Below are 19,373 nucleotides of genomic sequence, written 5' to 3'. Positions count from 1 at the left end.
TCCGTAACCTTGCGGTACGTTGGGACCGAAAATGCTGCGAAAAGGTAGGGCGCTGCGGCTATAGCGGCAACTCAAACAAGTGTCAGCGAACTTTCTCACCCGCTTGTGCGTTTGCTAAGGTCTTTGCGCCGCGCTAAGCGGGTTTCAACACACCTAATCGGGCAGGATCTGAATGCGCATTCTACCTCTCTTGATCTCGGCAACGCTGGCCCTCTCGGCGTGCGCCACCACCGGCTCGCAAGCGCCGCAACTCGGACCGGATGGCAAGCCTCTGCCGCAGGTCTACCACATGCCGCGGGATGCCGACAGCAAGATCCCCTACGAGATGCTCGACTCGGTCAATGCCCTGCGTCAGGCCGCAGGCGCCGCGCCGCTGCAGCTGAGCCCGCAGCTGACCGCCGCAGCCGCCACGCATTCCCTTGATATGTCTAGACAAAACCGCCCATGGCACTTTGGCTCTGACGGCTCTTCGCCGGTCGACCGGGTCGAGCGCGTGGGCTACCAGGGCCGCCTCGTCGGCGAGGATATCTCGGAAACCTACGAGACCGAACTGGAAACCCTGGCCGCCTGGTCGAACGAGAAAGACACCCGCCGGGTGATCCTCGACAAGTCGGCAACCGACATGGGCATTGCCTGGCACCAGGACCCGAACGGCAAGATCTGGTGGACGCTGGTCATCGGCTCGACCCTGCCCGACCCGGGTACCGAGAAGGTCTCTCAGCGCAACTGAGCCGATTGACCCAAGGTCCGATCGGCGGAAGCGCGCCTAAGAAAAAAGCCCGGCATCCTGCGATGCCGGGCTTTTTTGCAACACTCGCCCCGGGTCAGGGGAAGATGGTGATCAGCGTCCCTTCGGGAACCATCGAGAAGATTTCCTCGATATCCTTGTTCGACACCGCGATGCAGCCTGCCGTCCAGTCCCCCACCACGTCGGCGCCGGAATTGGGGGCGCCGTGGATGAAGATGTCACCGCCCGGCTGCTTGCCCTGCTGCGCCGCAAAGGCCATCTGCGCGGGGTTCGGATAAGAGATCCCGACCGACAGGTGGAACTGCGAATTCGCGTTCCGCCGGTCGATGTAATAGGTGCCCTCGGGTGTCTTGCCGTCACCGCTGAACTGCTTCGGCCCCACCGGATCGAAGCCCAGTTCGATATTGTAGGTCTTCATCGCGACGCCCCCATGCATGAGGTACATCTTGCGGTCGCCCTTGAAGACCAGGATCCGCGTCACTTCCGGACCGTCATAGGTCTGGATCTTGCTGACACAGCCCGCAAGCGTCAGCACCATCGCCAACGCCATGGCCAGGAACATCACTGCCCGTTTCATCACTGCCCCGATTATGATTCAGGTTTTCTGCCTGAGGCCAACATATCACTTCCGCGTGCATCGCAGAAGCCAGCATGCCGCCCTCGCGTTTAAGTGAGGTGAAAGGCCGCGACCAGTTCGGCATGCGGCGACCAGCGGAACTGGTCGACCACCTGCACCGGACCCATCCGGTAGCCCGCCGCCAACAGGATGCGGGCGTCGCGGGCAAAGGTCACCGGGTTGCACGACACCGAGGCCACCACCGGCACCTTGGCCTCGGCGATGCAGCGGGTCTGGGCCTCGGCACCGGCGCGCGGCGGGTCGATGACCACGGCGTCGATGCCCTTGAAGTCGATCCCCTCGGCGGGGTTGCGGAACAGGTCACGCGCCTGCGCCTTCAGCGCATGCAGGCCACCGGCGCGCCGCCAGCCGTCTTCCAGGGCGGCGATCATCGGCTTGCTGCCTTCCAGCGCCCAGACATCGGCCCGTTCCGAGATCGGCAGCGCGAAGGTGCCGCAACCGGCGAACAGGTCCGCGACCTTCCGGGCATCGCCGATGATCCCCAGCACCGCGTCGCGCAGCACGGCCTCGCCATGGGCGGTGGCCTGCAGGAAGGATCCCGGCGGCGGCACCACCCGGGCGCGGCCGAACCGCTGCACCGGCGGCGTCAGGGTGACGATCACCTCGTCCTCCCACGACAGCCGGGCCAGGCCCAGCTGCTGGGCGGTCGCGGTCAGGCCCATGCGCAGCGCCTCGTCCAGCGGCTTGCCGCCCGTCACCGCAACATCAAGGCCGCCGTCCGACAGCGTGGCCAGCACCGACAGTTCGCCCTTGCGGGCGCCACCGGCGATGGCCAGCGCCTCGGCCACGGGGATCGCCTGCATCAGGTCGGGGTGCAGCAGCTGGCACTCGGGCACCGCCACGATCGCATCCGAGGCCCGGCCGTGGAACCCCGCCAGCGCGCCGCCCTTGGTCTTTCTGGCCGACACCGCCGCGCGACGACGCGAACGCGCCGGAGAGGTCGCGACGGGCAGGAATTCGGCCTCGATCCCCTGGGCCTGCAGCGCGGTGCGCACGATGCCCAGCTTCCAGTCGGCCACGTAATCCTCGGCCGCGTGCTGCACCGCGCAGCCCCCGCAGGAGCGGAAGTGCCGGCAGGGCGCCGCCACCCGGTCGGGCGAGGGCACGAGGATCTTCACGTTCTCCAGCCGGTCGCCGTTCAGCGTGCCGCTGACGGTTTCGCCGGGAAGGGTCATGGGGGCGAAGACGGGGCCGGGGGCCACGCCGTCGCCATGGTGGCCTAGACGTTCGATGCGATGTTCCATGTCCGGCCCCTTACCGTGGAAGACACGCCCGGCAAAGCCCTATTCCGCGGCTTCCTCGGTGCCCAGGAAACCGCCCGACTGCCGCGCCCAGTAGCGCGCGTAAAGGCCGCCCTGGGCCAGCAGTTCGGCATGGGGGCCGATCTCGGCGATGCGGCCCTGGTCCAGCACCACGATCCGGTCCATGTGGCTGATGGTCGACAGCCGGTGCGCGATGGCCAGCACCGTCTTGCCCTCCATCACCCGTTCCAGCGCGTCCTGGATCTGCGCCTCGACCTCGCTGTCGAGGGCCGATGTCGCCTCGTCCAGCACCAGGATGCGGGCGTCCTTCAGGATGGCGCGGGCCAGCGCGATGCGCTGGCGCTGGCCGCCCGACAGCTTGACCCCGCGTTCGCCCAGCCGCGCATCATAGCCCGAGCGCCCCTCGAGGTCCCTGAGATCACGGATGAAATGGTCGGCCTCGGCCTTGCGGGCGGCCTCGATCATGTCGTCTTCGGTGGCATCGGGACGGCCATAGAGGATGTTTTCCCGGGCCGAGCGGTTGAACATCGCCGTGTCCTGCGTGACCAGCGCGATGTTGCGGCGCAGGCTGTCCTGGGTGACACCGGCAATGTCCTGACCGTCGATCTCGATCCGGCCGCCCTCGGGGTCGTAGAGGCGCAGCAGCAGCGACACCAGCGTCGATTTCCCGGCCCCCGAAGCCCCGACGATCCCCAGCTTCTCGCCCGGGCGGATGGTCAGGTCGACGCCGTGCAGGCCGCCCTTCTGGCCGCCATAGGCAAAGGTCAGGTGGTCAAAGCGGATGCCGCCGCAGTCCGCGCGCAGCGGCACGGCATCGTCGCGGTCATAAAGCCGCACCGCGCGGCCCAGCGTGTGCATGCCGTCCTCGACCTCGCCCACCGAGCCATAGATGCCCATCAGCGAAAAGCTGACCCAGCCGGTCATCTGGGCGATCCGGGTGGCGATGGCGCCTGCCGCCACGATGTCGCCCACCGATGCCCCCCCATGCGCCCAGGAGGCCAGCGTACCCCCCACCAGCAGCACCGGCAGCACGCCCCCCATGATCGTCAGGGTGAACCGGAACTGCGCCGACAGCCGCCCGAAATGCAGCGCCGCATCACGGTAGCGCCCCAGCGAGGCCAGCGCCGCCTGATCCTCGTGTTCGGCATGGGCGAACAGCTTGACCGTCTTGATGTTGGTGATCGTGTCGACGACGACCCCCGACACCATGGCCCGCGCCGCCGCCCGCTTGCCCGCCCGGGCGCGCACCTTCGGGATGTACCAGCGCACCAGCGCCAGATAGCCCGCCAGCCAGAGGATGAAGGCCAGCCCCAGCCAGCCGTCGATCGACAGCATCAGCAGCACCGATCCCCCCATCGAGGCCAGCGCGAAGGCCACCACGTTGATCGTCTCGAAGGCGACATCGGTCGTGGCGCGGGCGGTCTGCATCTGCTTCTGGCTGATCCGCCCGGCAAAATCGTTGTCGAAGAAGGTCACCGACTGGCCCATGGTCCAGCGATGCAGCCGCGACAGCACCAGCGCAAAGACATTCGGCTGCACGATCATCGAATTCGCCGCCGAGCTGAGCCCGAAGAACAGCGGCCGCACCAGCAGGAAGAACCCGACCGCCCCGGCCAGCAGGACAATATTGCCCACCGAAAAGAACGCCTCGGGGCCGGCCGCCTGGGCGCCGTCCACCACGCGGCCCAGCATCCAGGCGGTCGCGGCCTCCATCGCGCCGGCCAGCGCCGCCAGCCCCGCCGCCAGGATCAGCGCCGGAAAGGCCCCCTTCAGCAGCCAGCCCATGAAGCGCAGCAGCGTCTTCGGCGGCGCCCCGGTGGCCGGGGCAAAGGGGTCGATCAGGGTCTCGGGTTGGAACATGGGGCACCTCTCCTCGCGGTTATCGACGCGGGGAAGGCCTGCAATCAAGCGCGCCACGCCGGGTGTCGCGATCGTGATCACGCGGCGTCAAGGATCGCGCAGCAGGGCGTCCCGGTCCAGCGTGAATTCGGAAACGATCCATCTCGTTTCCATGGCGCGCAGCGCGGCGCCGATCTGCGGCCCCTTCAGCCCGGTCGGCAGATCCCGGGCCTTCACCGGAAAGACCTGCGCGGCACCAAAGCGCGCCTGCCGGGCGGCATCCGGCATCACCGGCATCTCCAGCAGCGCGGCGCGCAGCAGCAGAACCTGCAGCGCCAGATCGGCGCCGTGGCGATAGCCCAGCTCGGCCGCGCCGGTCATCGTGCCCGCTTCGTCGCGCAGCAGGGCCACGGTGGCAGCATCCCTCTTCGACAGCCGCAGCGGCGTGCTGCCGCCGATTGCCGCCAGACGGCAGCGCCAGTCCGGGGCCACGCCCACCGCCCCCTCGAGGTGCACCAGAGGCGCCAGCGCCCGCGCCTCGGCCCCCGGCAACAGGGTGCCCAGCACCCCGGTCTGCGCCATGCAGGCCACCGCGGGCGCGGGATCCGGCACCGACAGCAGCTTGGTCAGCTCGGCCGTGATGCGCTCGGCCGAGAGGGTTTCCAGCCCTTCAAGCGTCGCGGCGATGGCGGCCAGCGCCTCGGGGTCAAAGCCGCCCTCGGGATCGGCAAAGCGCGCATGGAAGCGGAAGTAGCGCAAGGTGCGCAGGTAATCCTCGCGGATGCGGGTTTCGGCATCGCCGATGAAGCGCAGCCGCCCAGCCGCCAGATCCGCCAGCCCCTGCCCCAGCGGATCGCGGACCCGGCCCTCGGGATCGGCATAAAGCGCGTTCATGGTGAAGTCGCGGCGCCGCGCGTCCTCCTCCATGCTGTCGGAAAAGGCCACGACCGCATGGCGCCCGTCGGTGTCGACATCGCGGCGGAAGGTCGTGACCTCGTGCGGGATGCCGCCCGAGACGATGGTGATCGTGCCATGCTCGATCCCGGTGGGCACGGGTTTCAGCCCGGCGGCCAGCGCCAGCGCCTGCACCTGATCGGGCCGGGCATCGGTGCACAGGTCGATATCGCCCACCGCGATCCCCATCAGCGCATCGCGCACGCAGCCGCCGACGAACCAGGCCTGGTGCCCGGCCCCGGTCAGCGCCGCGCAGACCGCCCGGGTGGCCGGGGTCCGCAGCCAGTCGCCGGTCAGTCGCGTCATGCCAGCCGGTCCGCCAGCACCCGCAGCATCCGGGCGGTCGCCCCCCAGATGTAGTAGGGCCCGTAAGGAACCGTATAGTAGTAGCGTCTGACACCCCGCCAGCGCCGCGACTGGATCGAATAGCTTTCGGGCCGCAGCAGATGCGCCAGCGGCACGCGGAAGACCTCTTCGACCTCGCTGGCCTGCCAGCGTTCGGCAAAGGGCGTGGTGATGCGCGCCACCACCGGGCTGACCTGGAACCCCGTCACCGTCTCGTGCGGCGGCAGATGGCCCAGCACGGCCACGGCAGATGCGGGCAGGCCGATCTCTTCCTCGGCCTCGCGCAGGGCGGCGGCGGTGGCATCGGCATCGCCCTCTTCCTGCTTGCCGCCCGGAAAGGCGATCTGCCCCGGATGGTGCTTCAGCGCCGAGGACCGCTTGGTCAGGATCACCTGCAGCCCCCGCGCGCCCTCCTCGAGGCCGCACAGCACCGAGGCCGGCCGCAGCTTGCGACCGGCCGGAAGCGCCAGCGGCGGATTCAGGTCGAAATCAGAGGACGGGGTGCCGGGGCGCAAAAGCGCCTCGGCGATGCGGTCGAAATCGGGCTCAGCCCTCATCCTTCCCCGCTTCGAAGCCCAGGGTCTTCGGATCCATCACGTAATGGGCGCCGCAGAACTGGCAGTCCGCGGTCACGACGCCCTCTTCGGTGGTCATCTTCTCGATGTCCTTGGCCGAGTAGATCGACAGGCTCTGCCGCACCCGATCCTCGGAACAGGTGCAGCCGAAACGCACCGACTGGGCATCGAAGACGCGCGGCGTTTCCTCGTGGAACAGCCGCACCAGCAGGTCGGTCGGCGACACCGAGGGGCCGATCAGTTCCAGCTGCTCGACAGTATCGAGGTGGAAGTTGACGCGGTTCCAGTTCTCTTCCGCCTCGCCCTCGACCAGGTCCTGGGCCAGCAGCAGCCCGCCCTCGCCCGAGCCTTCTGCATTGGCGACATGCTCGCCCGGCTTCGGCATCGCCTGCAGCATCACGCCACCGGCGCGCCAGTGCTGGATGCCGCCTGCCTCGGTCGACAGGCCGAAGGACAGGTTGAAGCTGGTGGGCAGCTGTTCGGACTGCGCGAAATAGGCCTCGGCGCAGGCGCGCAGGCTGCCGCCCGCAATCGGCGTCAGGCCCTGGTAGGGCACGGTGCCCGGGCCCTGGTCGATCAGCACGGCGAAATAGCCCTTGCCGATCTGGGCAAAGGGCGCCCCGTCGGTGATGCGCTCGCGGTCAAAGCTCGCGTAGGCGCGGATACGGGCGGGCTCGCCCTCCTTCTCGGGGCCGTAGTAGTCGGTGGCGATCATCCGCACCGGTCCGTCGGACTGCACCTGCAGCGACAGTTTCCAGCGCAGCTTGATCGTCTGGCCGATCAGCGCGGTCAGCAGCGCCATCTCGGCCACCAGGGCCTCGACGCCGGGGGGGTAGTCGTGCTGCTTCAGGATGCCGTCCAGCACCCCGTCCAGGCGGGCCACCCGGCCGCGAATGTCTGCATTGTCCAGCTGGAACGGCAGTACCGTGTCGTCCCAGGCGAGTTTGGTGCCGATGGTCATGAGATGTCCTATGCGCTTGCTCTTGGCATAACCCGGTGCGAGGTAAGGAGCAACCCAGCCGCCTTCAACCCCCGAGAGACCGAGAACCCGCCATGCGCCGCTACGGAAAACCGCCCCGCCCGGGTCAGAAATACACGCTGCGGCCCGGCGCCTACGCGATCCTGCCCCGTGACGGCAAGCTTCTGGTGACCTTCCAGGCCCACCCCGAACCCGAGGTCCAGCTGCCCGGCGGCGGCATCGACCCCGGCGAAACGCCGGTCCGCGCCCTGCACCGCGAAGTCTGGGAGGAAACCGGCTGGTCGATCACCGCGCCGCGCCTGATCACCAGCTACCGCCGCTTCGTCTGGATGCCGGAGTACGAGATCTTTGCCGAAAAGCTCTGCCACATCTTCCTCGCGCGCCCGGTGATGCGCCGCTCCGCCCCGTCGGAACCGCACCACACCGCCCTCTGGATGGCCCCCACCCTTGCGGCCCAGGCCGTCGGCAGCGAAGGCGATGCCGCCGTGCTGCGCAGCCTCCTGTAACCATTTTCTTGTTCCAAATACCTCGGGGGGGTCAGCCGCAGGCTGACGGGGGCAGCGCCCCCACCCCATCCCCTCCGTCAGGCCGTTCGATCACCACAGCCGAGATGTCGTCGGGAAAATCCCCAGCCCCCGCCCGCTCGGCCAGTTGCCAGACCAGCGCCTCCAGAAAGGCCGTGCCCTGGCTCTCCCGCAGGCCTTCCATCAGCGCCACCAGCCCCTCGGTATCCAGCATCCCGCCGCCCTCCAGCGGGCATTCGGTGATGCCGTCGGACTGCAGCAACAGCCGCTCGCCCGGCGCCAGCACCAGTTCGGTCTCCTCGTATGGCACGCCGTCGATCAGCCCGATCGGAACGCCGCCGCGGCCGATGCTCTCGACCTGGCCATTGGCGCGCTGCAGCAGCGGATGCGGATGGCCGGCCTGCACCAGGATCACCCGGCCGGTGGCGATCTCGACCTGGGCCAGCACCATGGTAAAGTAATGCTCGGTCGACATCTCGGCCAGCATCAGCTGGTTCAGATGCGCCGCCACCTCGGCGGGGGGGCGCGGCGCGGGCTGCCCTTCGGCATCGCGCGTGATCGCCAGGTTGCGCCCCGGCGTGGCCGAGGTCAGATAGCCCGCCAGCCGCGCCGTCATCAGCGCCGAGCTGATCCCGTGCCCCGACACATCCAGCGCAAAGCAGCCGAACCACGCCTCATTCACCGGATAGAAGCCCACCAGATCGCCGCCGACCCGTCCCGCCGGGCGCAGCATCAGCGACACCGCCACCGGCCCGAAATCGCGAAAGCGTTCCCGCACCAGGCTCTGCTGCAGCTTCTTGGCCTCGATCAGGTCGCCATCGATCAGGTCATGCGCCACCTGCAGCCGCGCCAGCGTCTGGCTGACAAGGCGGTTCTTCTCGCGCAGTTGGCGGCTCATGTCCAGGATGCGCTCGCCGGCATTCAGCCGGGCGCGCAGTTCCGTCTTGCTGACCGGCTTGGTCAGGAAATCATCCGCCCCCGCATCCAGCCCCTCGGCGACGCTCAGCTTTTCCTGTTTCGAGGTCAGCAGGATGAAATAGCCGTAATCCTCGCGCGGCAGGCGGCGGAAGGCCTCGCAAAAGCCCAGCCCGTCCATGCCCGGCATCATCCAGTCGCTGATCACCAGATCGGGCGGCTGGCTGTGGCACAGCTCCAGCGCGGCATCGCCGGTCTCGGCCTCGTCGACCTCGTAGCCCCAGCCCAGCAGCAGCCGCTTCAGGATGTGCCGCTGCAAGCGACTGTCGTCGACCACCAGCACCCGGCGCGCCCGCGCCCGGTCCCCGTCCGCCTCCTGCTCCGGCGCAATGTCCCGTCCAGCCTGCATTCCCACCACCCGTCACCGACACCACGGGCGCGCCCCGGGTGTCCTCAATGCCTTCCGCCGGCCCCCCGGCCGCCGGTCTTGCCCAAGGGGATAGGGCCAGGTCAGCTAAGAAGCCCTTAAAGCTAGAGTTCGACCTTTGTCTGAAATCGCCGGTTAAGACCTTGGCCCTATGACCACCCCGGGGGTCACGGGAGAGCGATGATGATATCCTGGGAACAGGTCATGTCCCTGCGCGACGATGTCGGGCATGACGATTTCGACGAGGTCGTGCAGATCTTCCTCGAGGACGTCGAGGGCACGCTGGCGGATCTGAAACGCGGGCCGGCGCTGGTGCAGGTGCTGCATGCGCTGAAGGGATCGGCGCTGAACCTGGGGTTCAACGCCTTTGCCGGTCTCTGCGCCCAGGGCGAGCACATGGCCGCCGCCGGAGACGGTGATGCGGTCGACATCGGGGCCATCCGCACCTGCTATGCCGAAAGTCGGCAGATTTTCCTGTCCGAACTGCCCGGCCGGGTGGCCGCCTGATCAGATCAGGAATTCGGCCAGCACCGGATCGGTGGTGATGTCGCGGAAGGTAAAGCCCGCCGCCTCCATCCGCGCCGTCAGCGCCTGCAGGTTCGCGGCATCCTTCGTCTCGATGCCGATCAGCACCGTGCCGAAATTGCGTGCCGATTTCTTCAGGTATTCAAACCGGCTGATATCATCCTCGGGGCCCAGCATGTCCAGGAACTCTCGCAGGGCGCCGGGGCGCTGCGGCAGCCGCAGGATGAAGTACTTCTTCAGCCCGGCAAAGCGCTGTGCCCGTTCCTTGACCTCGGGCAGGCGCTCAAAGTCGAAATTGCCGCCCGAGGTGACGCAGATCACCCGCTTGCCGCGGATCTCGTCCTTCAGATCCTCCAGCGCGTTGACCGACAGCGCGCCCGCGGGTTCCAGCACAACCCCCTCGACGTTCAGCATGTCCAGCATGGTCAGGCAGATGCGGTCCTCGGGGGCAGCCAGGACGTGATCGGCGGCAATGTCCTTCAGCCGTGCAAAGGGCCGTGCCCCGATGCGCGCCACCGCGGCCCCGTCGACAAAGCTGTCGACCTTCTTCAGCGTCACCGGCTCGCCTGCCTCGACCGCGGCGCGCAGCGAACGGCCGCCCTCGGGCTCGACAAAGCGGAACGCCATCCGGTCGCCGAAATAGCTGCGCACCCCGGCGGCCAGACCACCGCCGCCGACCGGCAGCACGATCATGTCGGCAAGGCCCGGCAGCTGCTGTTCGATCTCGGCGGCAACAGAGGCCTGGCCCTCGATCACGTCATCATCGTCGAAAGGCGCCAGGAAATGCCCACCGACCTCGCTGCAATAGCGCTGCGCCTCGGCCAGGGTGTCGTCGAAATAGTCGCCAACCAGGCGGATCTGGATGAAATCGCCGCCAAAGGTGCGGGTCTTGTCGATCTTCTGCTGCGGCGTCGTCACCGGCATGAAGACCACGCCCGGCACCTGGAAATGGCGGCACATGAAGGCCATGCCCTGGGCATGGTTGCCAGCGCTGGCACAGACGAACGACGGCGCGCCACCTGCCGACATCACCTTGCGCATCGCGTTGAAGGCGCCGCGCAACTTGTAGCTGCGCACCGGCGACAGATCTTCGCGTTTCAGCCAGATCTCGGCCCCATAGCGGGCCGACAGATGATCGTTGCGCAGAAGCGGCGTGGCGGGAAAGACCTCCCGCATTGCCACCATGGCCGCCCGGGCCTTGTCCAGAAACTCGCTCATATCCTCGTCTTTACGCCTTGTATCCTTGCTGGCAAGGGGCGTTAGGCTTGTACCCTAGGCGAAAAAGGGCTATCGCCCGGCGAAACTCGAATTGAGGGAAAATTCATGTCCGCGCCCAAGAAAGTCGTCCTGGCCTATTCCGGTGGCCTCGACACCTCGATCATCCTGAAGTGGCTGCAAACCGAATACGGTTGCGAGGTCGTCACCTTCACCGCTGACCTCGGTCAGGGCGAAGAGCTGGAGCCCGCCCGCAAGAAGGCCGAGCTTCTGGGGATCAAGCCCGAGAACATCTTCATCGAAGACGTCCGTGAAGAATTCGTGCGCGACTTCGTTTTCCCGATGTTCCGCGCCAACGCGGTCTATGAAGGCCTGTACCTGCTGGGCACCTCGATCGCGCGGCCGCTGATTTCCAAGCGCCTGGTCGAGATCGCCCGCGAAACCGGTGCCGATGCCGTCGCCCATGGCGCCACCGGCAAGGGCAACGACCAGGTCCGCTTCGAGCTGTCGGCCTATGCGCTGAACCCGGCCATCAAGGTGATCGCACCCTGGCGCCTGTGGGATCTGACCAGCCGCACCAAGCTGCTGGAATTCGCCGAGGCGAACCAAATCCCGATCGCCAAGGACAAGCGCGGCGAGGCACCGTTCTCGGTCGATGCGAACCTGCTGCACACCTCGTCCGAAGGCCGCGTGCTGGAAGATCCGGCCGCCGTGGCGCCCGAATACGTGTTCCAGCGCACCGACGATCCCGTCACCCAGGCCCCGAACGAGCCCGAGTACATCGAGATCACCTTCGAAAAGGGTGATGCCGTCGCGATCAACGGCGAAGCGATGAGCCCGGCCACGATCCTGACCGCGCTGAACGCCTATGGCAAAAAGCACGGCATCGGCCGTCTCGACTTTGTGGAAAACCGCTTTGTCGGCATGAAGTCCCGTGGCGTCTACGAGACCCCCGGCGGCGCGATCCTGCTGGAAGCCCACCGCGGCATCGAGCAGATCACCATCGACAGCGGCGCGGGCCACCTGAAGGACTCGATCATGCCGCGCTACGCGGAACTGATCTACAACGGCTTCTGGTTCTCGCCCGAGCGTGAGATGCTGCAGGCGCTGATCGACAAGTCGCAAGAGTTCGTCACCGGCACCGTCAAGCTGATGCTTTACAAGGGTGCGGCGCGCACCGTGGCCCGCTGGTCCGACTACTCGCTCTATTCCGAGAAGCACGTGACCTTCGAGGAAGACGCCGGCGCCTACGACCAGAAGGACGCGGCCGGCTTCATCCAGCTGAACGCCCTGCGTCTGAAGCTGCTGGCGGCACGCAACATGCGCATCAAGAAGTAATCCAGAACACTACATCTGGTATAGGGCGCGCATATGTAGATGCGCGCCCTTTTTCATCTGCAAGGCCGCCTTCCCCCTTGGTCCCCGCCGCAAAGGGTTTCACCCTTCCGCCCGGACGACTTGCGAGAAGGATGAGTCGATGACCCCGATCCTGCTGATCCCCGGGCTGATGGCGACGCCTGCCCTGTTCGCCGCCCAGATCCCCGCGCTGTGGCCGCATGGGGCGGTGACCGTCGCCAACACCCAACGCGGCGAAACCATCGCCGAAATGGCCCGCGCCATCCTGGCCGAGGCGCCGCCGCGCTTTGCCCTGGCTGGTCTGTCGATGGGCGGCTATGCCGCGATGGAGATCATGCGCCAGGCCCCCGAACGGGTCGAGCGTCTGGCGCTGCTGGATACCTCTGCCCGCCCCGATACCGACCAGCAATCGGCCTATCGCCGTGCCACGCTGGACACCATCGGCCCGCTGGAAGGGCGCCAGCTGCGCATGGCCTTTGCCGCCGGGCTGCCCAACCTTGTGCATTCCGATCACCAGGCGCGCCTGCGCGAACCGGTGCTGCAGATGTCGCTGAGTCTGGGCAAGGCGGTGCTGGCGCAGCAATCGGCGGCAATCATCTCACGCCCGGATTCGCGCCCAGATCTGGCGAGCTATGCCCTGCCGACGATGGTCCTGGTGGGCGAAGCCGACCTGCTGACCCCGCCCGAGATCGCCCGCGAGATCTCGGATGCCATTCCCGGAGCAAGGCTGGTCGTGGTGCCGGGCTGCGGCCACCTGTCGACCATGGAAACCCCCGAGGCGGTCAATGCCGCCCTGCAGGACTGGCTGGCGCTGTAGGATGTAACGGGCCGTGCAGGCACCACACAACAAGACGGGCCGACCCCAAAAGGATCAGCCCGTTCGGTTCCTACTACGAACCACTCGTTACGCGAAGAGCTTGCACTCCCCCGACCCGATCCGCCTCCAGACGTTCCGGGTCATGCCTGGCAACCCTCAGGCGCACTCATATTCCACAAGTAGAAGATAGAGTTCATTTTGGGGGATTCATAAGGAAAAAAATTCGTACCATGACAATTGTCATATTTCCGCTCGTCCCGGAATGACGTCAGCGGCCCCCAGGCGGGTGACCATCAGCGCTGCAGCCTTCTGGGCAAGGGAAATCGCATCATCCATGGGCAACCCCTGGTCGAGGCCCGCCAGCAGATATCCGCTGAACGTATCCCCGGCGCCGGTGGTGTCGACCGGCGTGACCTTCTGCGCGGGGAAGTCGCGCAGCACCGCTGCCGCGGTGTTGATTCGACGGCAGCCCCGGGCGCCCAGGGTGACGATGACCTCGGCCACGGGCAGGGCCTCGGGGGCAAGACCGGTGGCCTTTTGCAACTGCGCGGCCTCGACCTCGTTCATCATCAGGATGTCGAGGTGATCCAGCACCGCCGCCACCGCATCCGCATCGAAGGGCGCGGCGGCATAGGCCAGGCGCAGCCCGCGCGCCTTCGCGGCACGGGCAAAGGCCAGCTGACCGCTGGTCTCATTCTGGAACAGCGCGATGTCGCCGGGACGGGCCTGCTGCAGGGCAGCTTCGATCGCCTCGGGGGTGATCGCGGCGTTCGAGCCCGCCAGGATGACGATCTGGTTTTCGCCGCTGTCGTCCAGATAGACGACGGCCTGCCCGGTGGGGCCCGGGACCTCGGCCAGGTGGGTGGTGCCGACGCCGTAACGGGTCAGACGGTCCTTCAGCCACAGGCCATCCTCGCCCACGGCGCCGATATGTTCCACCTGGGACCCGGCGCGGGCAATCGCGACGGACATGTTGGCGCCCTTGCCGCCCAGCCCCTTCTGGTGGCCGGTGGCCGACAGGGTTTCCCCGGGTGCCGGCATGTGCGGCACCCGGAAAAGCAGGTCGGCATTCACCGACCCGAGGTTCCAGATGGTCAACCCTTCACCTTGCAGGCGGCGACGACCGCCATGTTCAGAATGTCGTTCACCGTCGCGGTGGTCGAGCACAGCTGAACCGCCTTGTCGATCCCCGACAGGATCGGGCCGATGATCGTGGCGCCGGCCATCTCCTGCATCAGCTTGACGCTGATCGAGGCCGAGTGCCGCGCCGGAACCACCAGGATGTTGGCATTACCGGTCAGGCGCTGGAACGGGTAGGCCGCGCGGGCCTTGGCGTTCATCGCCACGTCGATGGTCATCTCGCCCTCGAATTCGAAGTCGACGCCGCGCGCTTCCAGGACCTGGGGTGCAAGGTGCATCTTCTCGGCCCGTTCCGAGACCGGATAGCCGAAGGTCGAGAAGCTGACGAAGGCCACGCGGGGTTCCAGACCCAGATCGCGCGCCACCTCGGCCGAGCGTTCGGCGATGTCGGCCAGGTCGTTTTCGTCCGGCCATTCATGGACCAGCGTGTCACCGATCAGCACGATGCGGCCCTTGTGCAGGACGGCGGTGGTGCCGCAGGCGCCATGTTCGGCATCGGCGTCGAAGACGTGGCTGATCAGCTCCATCACATGGGCCGACTTGCGGGTGGCGCCGCTGATCATCGCATCGCCATGGCCATGCGCCAGCATCAGCGAGGCAAAGACATGCCGGTCGCGCGCCGCCAGACGGTGCACATCCTGCTGGTCGAACCCACGACGCTGCAACCGCTTGTAGAGGAAGTCCTTGTATTCCCCCAGATGTTGGGTGTTGGCGGCATTGACGATCTTCAGCTCGCCCACCGCATCGGACAGGCCCGCGCCGCGCAGCTTCTGTTCCACATCGGCCTCGCGGCCGACCACGATGGCCTCGCCCAGGCCGGAGCGCTGGTAAAGGACCGCGGCGCGCAGCACGCGGACATCATCGCCCTCGGCAAAGATCATCCGGGCCTGCGCCCGACGCGCCCGGGCGTTCAGCCCGCGCAGGATCGAGGCCGTCGGGTCCATCCGGGCCTGCAGCGACACCTGATAGCCGTCCATGTCGACGATGGGGCGGCGGGCGGCGCCGGTCTCCATGCCGGCCTGGGCGACGGCGGGGGGAATGCGCCAGATCAGGCGGGGATCGAAGGGCGTCGGGATGATGTAGTCACGGCCAAAGGTCAGCGTCTTGCCATAGGCCAGGGCCACCTCGTCGGGGACGTCCTCGCGGGCAAGGGCCGCCAGGGCCTGGGCGCAGGCGATCTTCATGTCGTCGTTGATCGCGCGGGCATGGATGTCGAGCGCGCCGCGGAACAGATAGGGGAAGCCCAGCACGTTGTTGACCTGGTTCGGATAATCCGACCGGCCGGTGGCAACGATCACGTCCTCGCGGACCTCGTGGACCTCTTCGGGGGTGATTTCGGGATCGGGGTTCGCCATGGCGAAGATCACGGCATTGGGCGCCATGGATTTCACCATCTCCTGCGTCACCGCGCCCTTGACCGACACGCCCAGGAAGACGTCCGCGCCCTCCATCGCCTCAGCCAGGGTACGGGCCGAGGTGGCGGCGGCATGGGCCGATTTCCACTGGTTCATGCCCTCGGTGCGGCCCTGATAGATCACGCCCTTGGTGTCGCACATGATGCAGTTGTCATGCCGCGCGCCCATGGCCTTCAGCAGTTCGAGGCAGGCGATGCCCGCCGCGCCCGCGCCGTTCAGCACGATCTTCACATCCTCGATCTTCTTGCCGCTGATGTGCAGCGCGTTGATCAGGCCCGCCGCACAGATCACCGCGGTGCCGTGCTGGTCGTCGTGGAAGACGGGGATGTCCATCTCTTCCTTCAGGCGCTGCTCGATGATGAAGCATTCGGGCGCCTTGATGTCTTCCAGGTTGATGCCGCCGAAGGTCGGCCCCATCAGCTTGACCGCCTTGATGATCTCTTCCGGGTCCTCGGTGTCCAGTTCGATGTCGATCGAGTTCACATCGGCAAAGCGCTTGAACAGGACCGACTTGCCCTCCATCACCGGCTTCGAGGCCAGCGCGCCCAGGTTCCCCAGACCCAGCACCGCAGTGCCGTTCGAGATCACCGCCACAAGGTTGCCCTTGTTGGTATAGTCATAGGCGGTCTCGGGCTGTTCGGCGATCACCTCGCAGGGGACGGCGACGCCCGGGCTGTAGGCCAGGCTGAGGTCCCGCTGGGTGGTCATTGGCACGGTGGCCGTGATCTCGAACTTGCCGGGCGTGGGCTCAAGGTGAAAGGCCAGCGCGTCTTCACGGCTGATGCGGCTCTTGGTCATGACTGTCTTCCCTCCGAAGTCAGAGAGTTGCATATCGGGTTGCCGGGGCTGCCTCAACCGCCCAGAGGTCCCCCCTTTCGCCGCACCTCCTGGACCGTTAAGTTGCGCGAAACGAACCGGGGGACCTATGAGCACGGCGGAAACCGTCACGCCGATGATGGCGCAATATCTTGAAATCAAGGGACAATACCCTCATGCCTTGCTGTTCTACCGCATGGGCGATTTCTACGAGATGTTCTTCAAGGATGCGGAAGAGGCCGCGCAGGCGCTGGACATCGCGCTGACCAAGCGGGGCAAGCACCTGGGCGAAGATATCGCCATGTGCGGCGTTCCCGTGCATTCGGCGGAAAACTACCTTCTGACGCTGATCCGCAAAGGCTTTCGCGTCGCCGTCTGCGAGCAGATGGAAGACCCGGCCGAGGCGAAGAAGCGCGGCTCGAAATCGGTGGTGCGGCGCGATGTGGTGCGCCTGGTCACCCCCGGCACCCTGACCGAGGACAGCCTGCTGGAGGCGCGGCGCCACAACTTCCTGGCGGCCTATGCCGAGATGCGCGACGGCGCGGCGCTGGCCTGGGTCGATATCTCGACCGGGGCGTTTCACGTGATGCCGCTGGCGGCGGTCAAGCTGGGGCCGGAACTGGCGCGGCTGATGCCGTCGGAGCTGCTGGTCAGCGATGCCGATGAAAACCGCCTGCGCCCGCTGGTCGAGGATTTCGGGATCTCGATCACGCCGCTGGCGCGGTCTTCCTACGACAGCAACGGTGCCGCCAAGCGCCTGACCGAACTGTTCCGCGTCGGCACGCTGGACAGTTTCGGCCAGTTCGGCCGGCCCGAGGTTTCGGCCATGGGGGCGCTGGTCGATTATTTGGAGATCACCCAGAAGGGCAAGCTGCCGCTGCTGCGCCCGCCGGTGCGCGAGGCGCTGGACGGCACGGTTCAGATCGACGCCGCCACCCGGCGCAACCTGGAAATCACCCATGCGATGACCGGCGGGCGGGCGGGATCGCTGCTGCAGGCCGTCGACCGCACGGTGACGCCCCTGGGCGCGCGCCTGCTGGAACGGCGGATCTCGTCGCCCTCGCGCAGCCTGTCGGTGATCGGCGAGCGGCTGGATGCGATCGACTATGCCTGCACCAACAGCCGCACCGCCGCCGACCTGCGAGAGCTGCTGCGCAAGGTGCCCGACATCGACCGCGCCCTGTCGCGGCTGTCGCTGGAGCGCGGCGGCCCGCGTGACCTTGCGGCGATCCGCAATGCGCTGAGCCAGGCCGAACAGCTGGCCGCGCGGCTGGGCAACGCCAGCCTGCCGCAGCTCTTGTCGAAAAGCGCCCATGCGTTTTCCGGGCAAGAGGCGCTGCTGTCGCTGCTGGACGTGGCGCTGGTGGCCGAGCCACCGCTGCTGGTGCGCGACGGCGGCTTCATCGCCCGGGGCTTCCACGACGAGCTGGACGAGGTCCGCCGCCTGCGCGACGAGGGCCGCGGCGTCATCGCTGCCATGCAGGGCCGCTACGCCGAGGACACCGGCATTGGCTCCCTGAAGATCAAGCACAACAACGTGCTGGGCTATTTCATCGAGGTCACCGCGACCCATGGCGACAAGATGCTGTCGCCGCCCCTGTCGGAACGCTTCAAGCATCGCCAGACCACGGCGAACCAGCTGCGCTTCACCACGCCCGAACTGTCGGACCTGGAAACCCGGATCCTGAATGCCGCAGGCCAGGCCCAGGGGATCGAGACGCAGCTTTTCGCGACCCTGCGCGCCCAGGTGATCGAGGCCGCCCCCGCCCTGACCCAGCTGTCGCAGGCGCTGGCGGAATTCGACCTGGCAACGGGGCTTGCGGATCTGTCACGCTCGGAAAACTGGGTGCGGCCCAAGGTCGACCTCAGCCGGGTGCTGCGCATCGACGGCGGCCGTCACCCGGTGGTGGAACAGGCGTTGCGCCGCGACGGCACCCCCTTCATCGCCAATGACTGCGCCCTGATCCCCGAGGGCGAGCACAGCGCCTCGATCTGGCTGCTGACGGGCCCCAACATGGCCGGCAAATCGACCTTCCTGCGGCAGAACGCGCTGATCGCGCTCTTGGCGCAGATGGGCTGCCACGTGCCCGCCACAGCGGCGCATGTGGGCCTTGTCAGCCAGATCTTCAGCCGCGTCGGCGCCTCGGACGACCTGGCACGGGGCCGCTCGACCTTCATGGTCGAGATGGTGGAAACCGCCGCGATCCTGAACCAGGCGGACGACCGGGCCTTGGTGATCCTGGACGAGATCGGCCGCGGCACCGCCACTTACGACGGCCTGTCGATCGCCTGGGCGACGCTGGAACACCTGCACGAGACGAACCGCGCCCGCGCCCTTTTCGCCACGCATTACCACGAGATGACGCAGCTTTCGAAGCGCCTCTCGGGGGTCGAGAACGCCACCGTCACGGTGCGCGAACACGACGGCGAAGTGATCTTCATGCACGAGGTCCGCATGGGGGCGGCCGACCGCAGCTATGGCGTGCAGGTGGCCAAGCTGGCGGGCCTGCCCGACAGCGTCGTGGCCCGCGCCCGCGAGGTCCTGGCTTTGCTCGAGGAAAACGCCCGCAAGGGCGGTGGCGCCCCGCGCGCGATGATCGATGACCTGCCGCTGTTCGCCGCGGCCCCTCCGCCGCCGCCCAAGCCCAAGATCCCGCCCGAGCTGCTGGCCGTGTCCGAACTGCTGAAGGATATCCACCCTGACGACCTGACCCCGCGCGAGGCGTTGGAAGCGCTCTACCGGCTGAAGGACGCCTCTCGGGGATGAGCCCTGAAGGGGGGGCTCTGCCCCCGTCCGCCTGCGGCGGCCTCCCCCGAGGTATTTCAGAACAAGAAAATGAGAAAACCGGCCGCGCTTCTGGGCGCGACCGGTTCTTTCATCTGG

The 19,373-nt window shown here is 67.2% G+C and carries 16 protein-coding genes; 6 read left to right on the top strand and 10 right to left on the bottom strand.

Annotated elements, in window-relative coordinates; translation table 11 throughout:
* The first annotated feature begins 172 nt into the window (after positions 1 to 172).
* Positions 173 to 730: a divisome-associated lipoprotein DalA gene (gene dalA / locus AC2ITM_RS00800; RefSeq protein WP_486467943.1), complete on the top strand. Its 558-nt coding sequence runs from the start codon at positions 173 to 175 to the stop codon at positions 728 to 730.
* 94 nt (positions 731 to 824) lie between these two features.
* Here dalA and AC2ITM_RS00795 read toward each other — a convergent pair whose 3' ends face one another.
* From AC2ITM_RS00795 to hslO, 6 genes are all read right to left on the bottom strand, one after another.
* Positions 825 to 1,325: a L,D-transpeptidase family protein gene (locus AC2ITM_RS00795; RefSeq protein WP_486467942.1), complete on the bottom strand. Its 501-nt coding sequence runs from the start codon at positions 1,323 to 1,325 to the stop codon at positions 825 to 827.
* An 89-nt stretch (positions 1,326 to 1,414) separates the two neighbouring features.
* Entirely contained in the window at positions 1,415 to 2,629 is a 1,215-nt protein-coding gene (locus AC2ITM_RS00790; protein ID WP_486467941.1) for a class I SAM-dependent RNA methyltransferase, read from the bottom strand.
* A gap of 39 nt (positions 2,630 to 2,668) precedes the next feature.
* A complete protein-coding gene (locus AC2ITM_RS00785) occupies positions 2,669 to 4,507 on the bottom strand; it encodes an ABC transporter ATP-binding protein (RefSeq protein WP_486467940.1) in 1,839 nt (612 codons plus the stop codon).
* An 87-nt stretch (positions 4,508 to 4,594) separates the two neighbouring features.
* Positions 4,595 to 5,746 (bottom strand): CCA tRNA nucleotidyltransferase, encoded by a 1,152-nt coding sequence (locus AC2ITM_RS00780; protein ID WP_486467939.1) that lies wholly within the window; start codon positions 5,744 to 5,746, stop codon positions 4,595 to 4,597.
* Complete coding sequence (locus AC2ITM_RS00775) at positions 5,743 to 6,342, bottom strand: CoA pyrophosphatase (RefSeq protein WP_486467938.1); 600 nt, start codon at positions 6,340 to 6,342, stop codon at positions 5,743 to 5,745. The genes AC2ITM_RS00780 and AC2ITM_RS00775 overlap by 4 nt, the downstream gene beginning before the upstream one ends.
* A complete protein-coding gene (hslO, locus tag AC2ITM_RS00770) occupies positions 6,332 to 7,321 on the bottom strand; it encodes an Hsp33 family molecular chaperone HslO (RefSeq protein ID WP_486467937.1) in 990 nt (329 codons plus the stop codon). The genes AC2ITM_RS00775 and hslO overlap by 11 nt, the downstream gene beginning before the upstream one ends.
* A 92-nt stretch (positions 7,322 to 7,413) precedes the next feature.
* Between hslO and AC2ITM_RS00765 the strand changes: the two genes are divergently transcribed.
* Positions 7,414 to 7,845: an NUDIX domain-containing protein gene (locus AC2ITM_RS00765; protein ID WP_486467936.1), complete on the top strand. Its 432-nt coding sequence runs from the start codon at positions 7,414 to 7,416 to the stop codon at positions 7,843 to 7,845.
* A 31-nt stretch (positions 7,846 to 7,876) separates the two neighbouring features.
* Here AC2ITM_RS00765 and AC2ITM_RS00760 read toward each other — a convergent pair whose 3' ends face one another.
* Positions 7,877 to 9,187 carry a PP2C family protein-serine/threonine phosphatase gene (locus AC2ITM_RS00760; RefSeq protein ID WP_486467935.1) on the bottom strand — a complete coding sequence of 437 codons (1,311 nt, stop codon included), beginning with the start codon at positions 9,185 to 9,187 and terminating at the stop codon, positions 7,877 to 7,879.
* A gap of 222 nt (positions 9,188 to 9,409) precedes the next feature.
* Between AC2ITM_RS00760 and AC2ITM_RS00755 the strand changes: the two genes are divergently transcribed.
* The gene (locus AC2ITM_RS00755; protein ID WP_486467934.1) at positions 9,410 to 9,712 is read left to right on the top strand and encodes an Hpt domain-containing protein; all 303 of its coding nucleotides are present in this window, start codon (positions 9,410 to 9,412) and stop codon (positions 9,710 to 9,712) included.
* Here AC2ITM_RS00755 and ilvA read toward each other — a convergent pair whose 3' ends face one another.
* Entirely contained in the window at positions 9,713 to 10,948 is a 1,236-nt protein-coding gene (gene ilvA / locus AC2ITM_RS00750) for a threonine ammonia-lyase IlvA (protein WP_486467933.1), read from the bottom strand.
* Between the two features lie 105 nt (positions 10,949 to 11,053).
* Between ilvA and AC2ITM_RS00745 the strand changes: the two genes are divergently transcribed.
* Both AC2ITM_RS00745 and AC2ITM_RS00740 read left to right on the top strand, forming a co-directional pair.
* On the top strand, positions 11,054 to 12,283 hold the full coding sequence (locus AC2ITM_RS00745) for an argininosuccinate synthase (protein WP_486467932.1): 1,230 nt from the start codon (positions 11,054 to 11,056) through the stop codon (positions 12,281 to 12,283).
* A 139-nt stretch (positions 12,284 to 12,422) separates the two neighbouring features.
* Positions 12,423 to 13,118 (top strand): alpha/beta fold hydrolase, encoded by a 696-nt coding sequence (locus AC2ITM_RS00740; protein WP_486467931.1) that lies wholly within the window; start codon positions 12,423 to 12,425, stop codon positions 13,116 to 13,118.
* Positions 13,119 to 13,358: 240 nt separating this feature from the next.
* Here the strand turns inward: AC2ITM_RS00740 and AC2ITM_RS00735 are convergent, their stop codons facing one another.
* Positions 13,359 to 14,216 carry a ribokinase gene (locus AC2ITM_RS00735; RefSeq protein ID WP_486467930.1) on the bottom strand — a complete coding sequence of 286 codons (858 nt, stop codon included), beginning with the start codon at positions 14,214 to 14,216 and terminating at the stop codon, positions 13,359 to 13,361.
* Positions 14,213 to 16,471: an NADP-dependent malic enzyme gene (locus AC2ITM_RS00730; RefSeq protein ID WP_486467929.1), complete on the bottom strand. Its 2,259-nt coding sequence runs from the start codon at positions 16,469 to 16,471 to the stop codon at positions 14,213 to 14,215. Before AC2ITM_RS00730 ends, AC2ITM_RS00735 begins: the two co-directional genes overlap by 4 nt.
* A 127-nt stretch (positions 16,472 to 16,598) precedes the next feature.
* On the opposite strand from AC2ITM_RS00730, the gene mutS reads away from it, so the two are divergent.
* Positions 16,599 to 19,256, top strand: coding sequence for a DNA mismatch repair protein MutS (gene mutS / locus AC2ITM_RS00725; protein ID WP_486467928.1), 2,658 nt, complete (start codon positions 16,599 to 16,601; stop codon positions 19,254 to 19,256).
* Positions 19,257 to 19,373: the final 117 nt, after the last annotated feature.

Source organism: Pseudooceanicola sp. NS-SX9 (genome assembly GCF_057380705.1).
Note: the sequence above shows the minus strand (reverse complement) of the source record. Positions and strands in the feature narration are given on the sequence as shown.

What these genes read in the sequence shown, in the direction of transcription:
- dalA (WP_486467943.1), top strand. Translation starts at nt 173, where the DNA reads ATGCGCATTCTACCTCTCTTGATCTCGGCAACGCTGGCCCTCTCGGCG.
- AC2ITM_RS00795 (WP_486467942.1), bottom strand. Translation starts at nt 1,325, where the DNA reads ATGAAACGGGCAGTGATGTTCCTGGCCATGGCGTTGGCGATGGTGCTG.
- AC2ITM_RS00790 (WP_486467941.1), bottom strand. Translation starts at nt 2,629, where the DNA reads ATGGAACATCGCATCGAACGTCTAGGCCACCATGGCGACGGCGTGGCC.
- AC2ITM_RS00785 (WP_486467940.1), bottom strand. Translation starts at nt 4,507, where the DNA reads ATGTTCCAACCCGAGACCCTGATCGACCCCTTTGCCCCGGCCACCGGG.
- AC2ITM_RS00780 (WP_486467939.1), bottom strand. Translation starts at nt 5,746, where the DNA reads ATGACGCGACTGACCGGCGACTGGCTGCGGACCCCGGCCACCCGGGCG.
- AC2ITM_RS00775 (WP_486467938.1), bottom strand. Translation starts at nt 6,342, where the DNA reads ATGAGGGCTGAGCCCGATTTCGACCGCATCGCCGAGGCGCTTTTGCGC.
- hslO (WP_486467937.1), bottom strand. Translation starts at nt 7,321, where the DNA reads ATGACCATCGGCACCAAACTCGCCTGGGACGACACGGTACTGCCGTTC.
- AC2ITM_RS00765 (WP_486467936.1), top strand. Translation starts at nt 7,414, where the DNA reads ATGCGCCGCTACGGAAAACCGCCCCGCCCGGGTCAGAAATACACGCTG.
- AC2ITM_RS00760 (WP_486467935.1), bottom strand. Translation starts at nt 9,187, where the DNA reads ATGCAGGCTGGACGGGACATTGCGCCGGAGCAGGAGGCGGACGGGGAC.
- AC2ITM_RS00755 (WP_486467934.1), top strand. Translation starts at nt 9,410, where the DNA reads ATGTCCCTGCGCGACGATGTCGGGCATGACGATTTCGACGAGGTCGTG.
- ilvA (WP_486467933.1), bottom strand. Translation starts at nt 10,948, where the DNA reads ATGAGCGAGTTTCTGGACAAGGCCCGGGCGGCCATGGTGGCAATGCGG.
- AC2ITM_RS00745 (WP_486467932.1), top strand. Translation starts at nt 11,054, where the DNA reads ATGTCCGCGCCCAAGAAAGTCGTCCTGGCCTATTCCGGTGGCCTCGAC.
- AC2ITM_RS00740 (WP_486467931.1), top strand. Translation starts at nt 12,423, where the DNA reads ATGACCCCGATCCTGCTGATCCCCGGGCTGATGGCGACGCCTGCCCTG.
- AC2ITM_RS00730 (WP_486467929.1), bottom strand. Translation starts at nt 16,471, where the DNA reads ATGACCAAGAGCCGCATCAGCCGTGAAGACGCGCTGGCCTTTCACCTT.
- mutS (WP_486467928.1), top strand. Translation starts at nt 16,599, where the DNA reads ATGAGCACGGCGGAAACCGTCACGCCGATGATGGCGCAATATCTTGAA.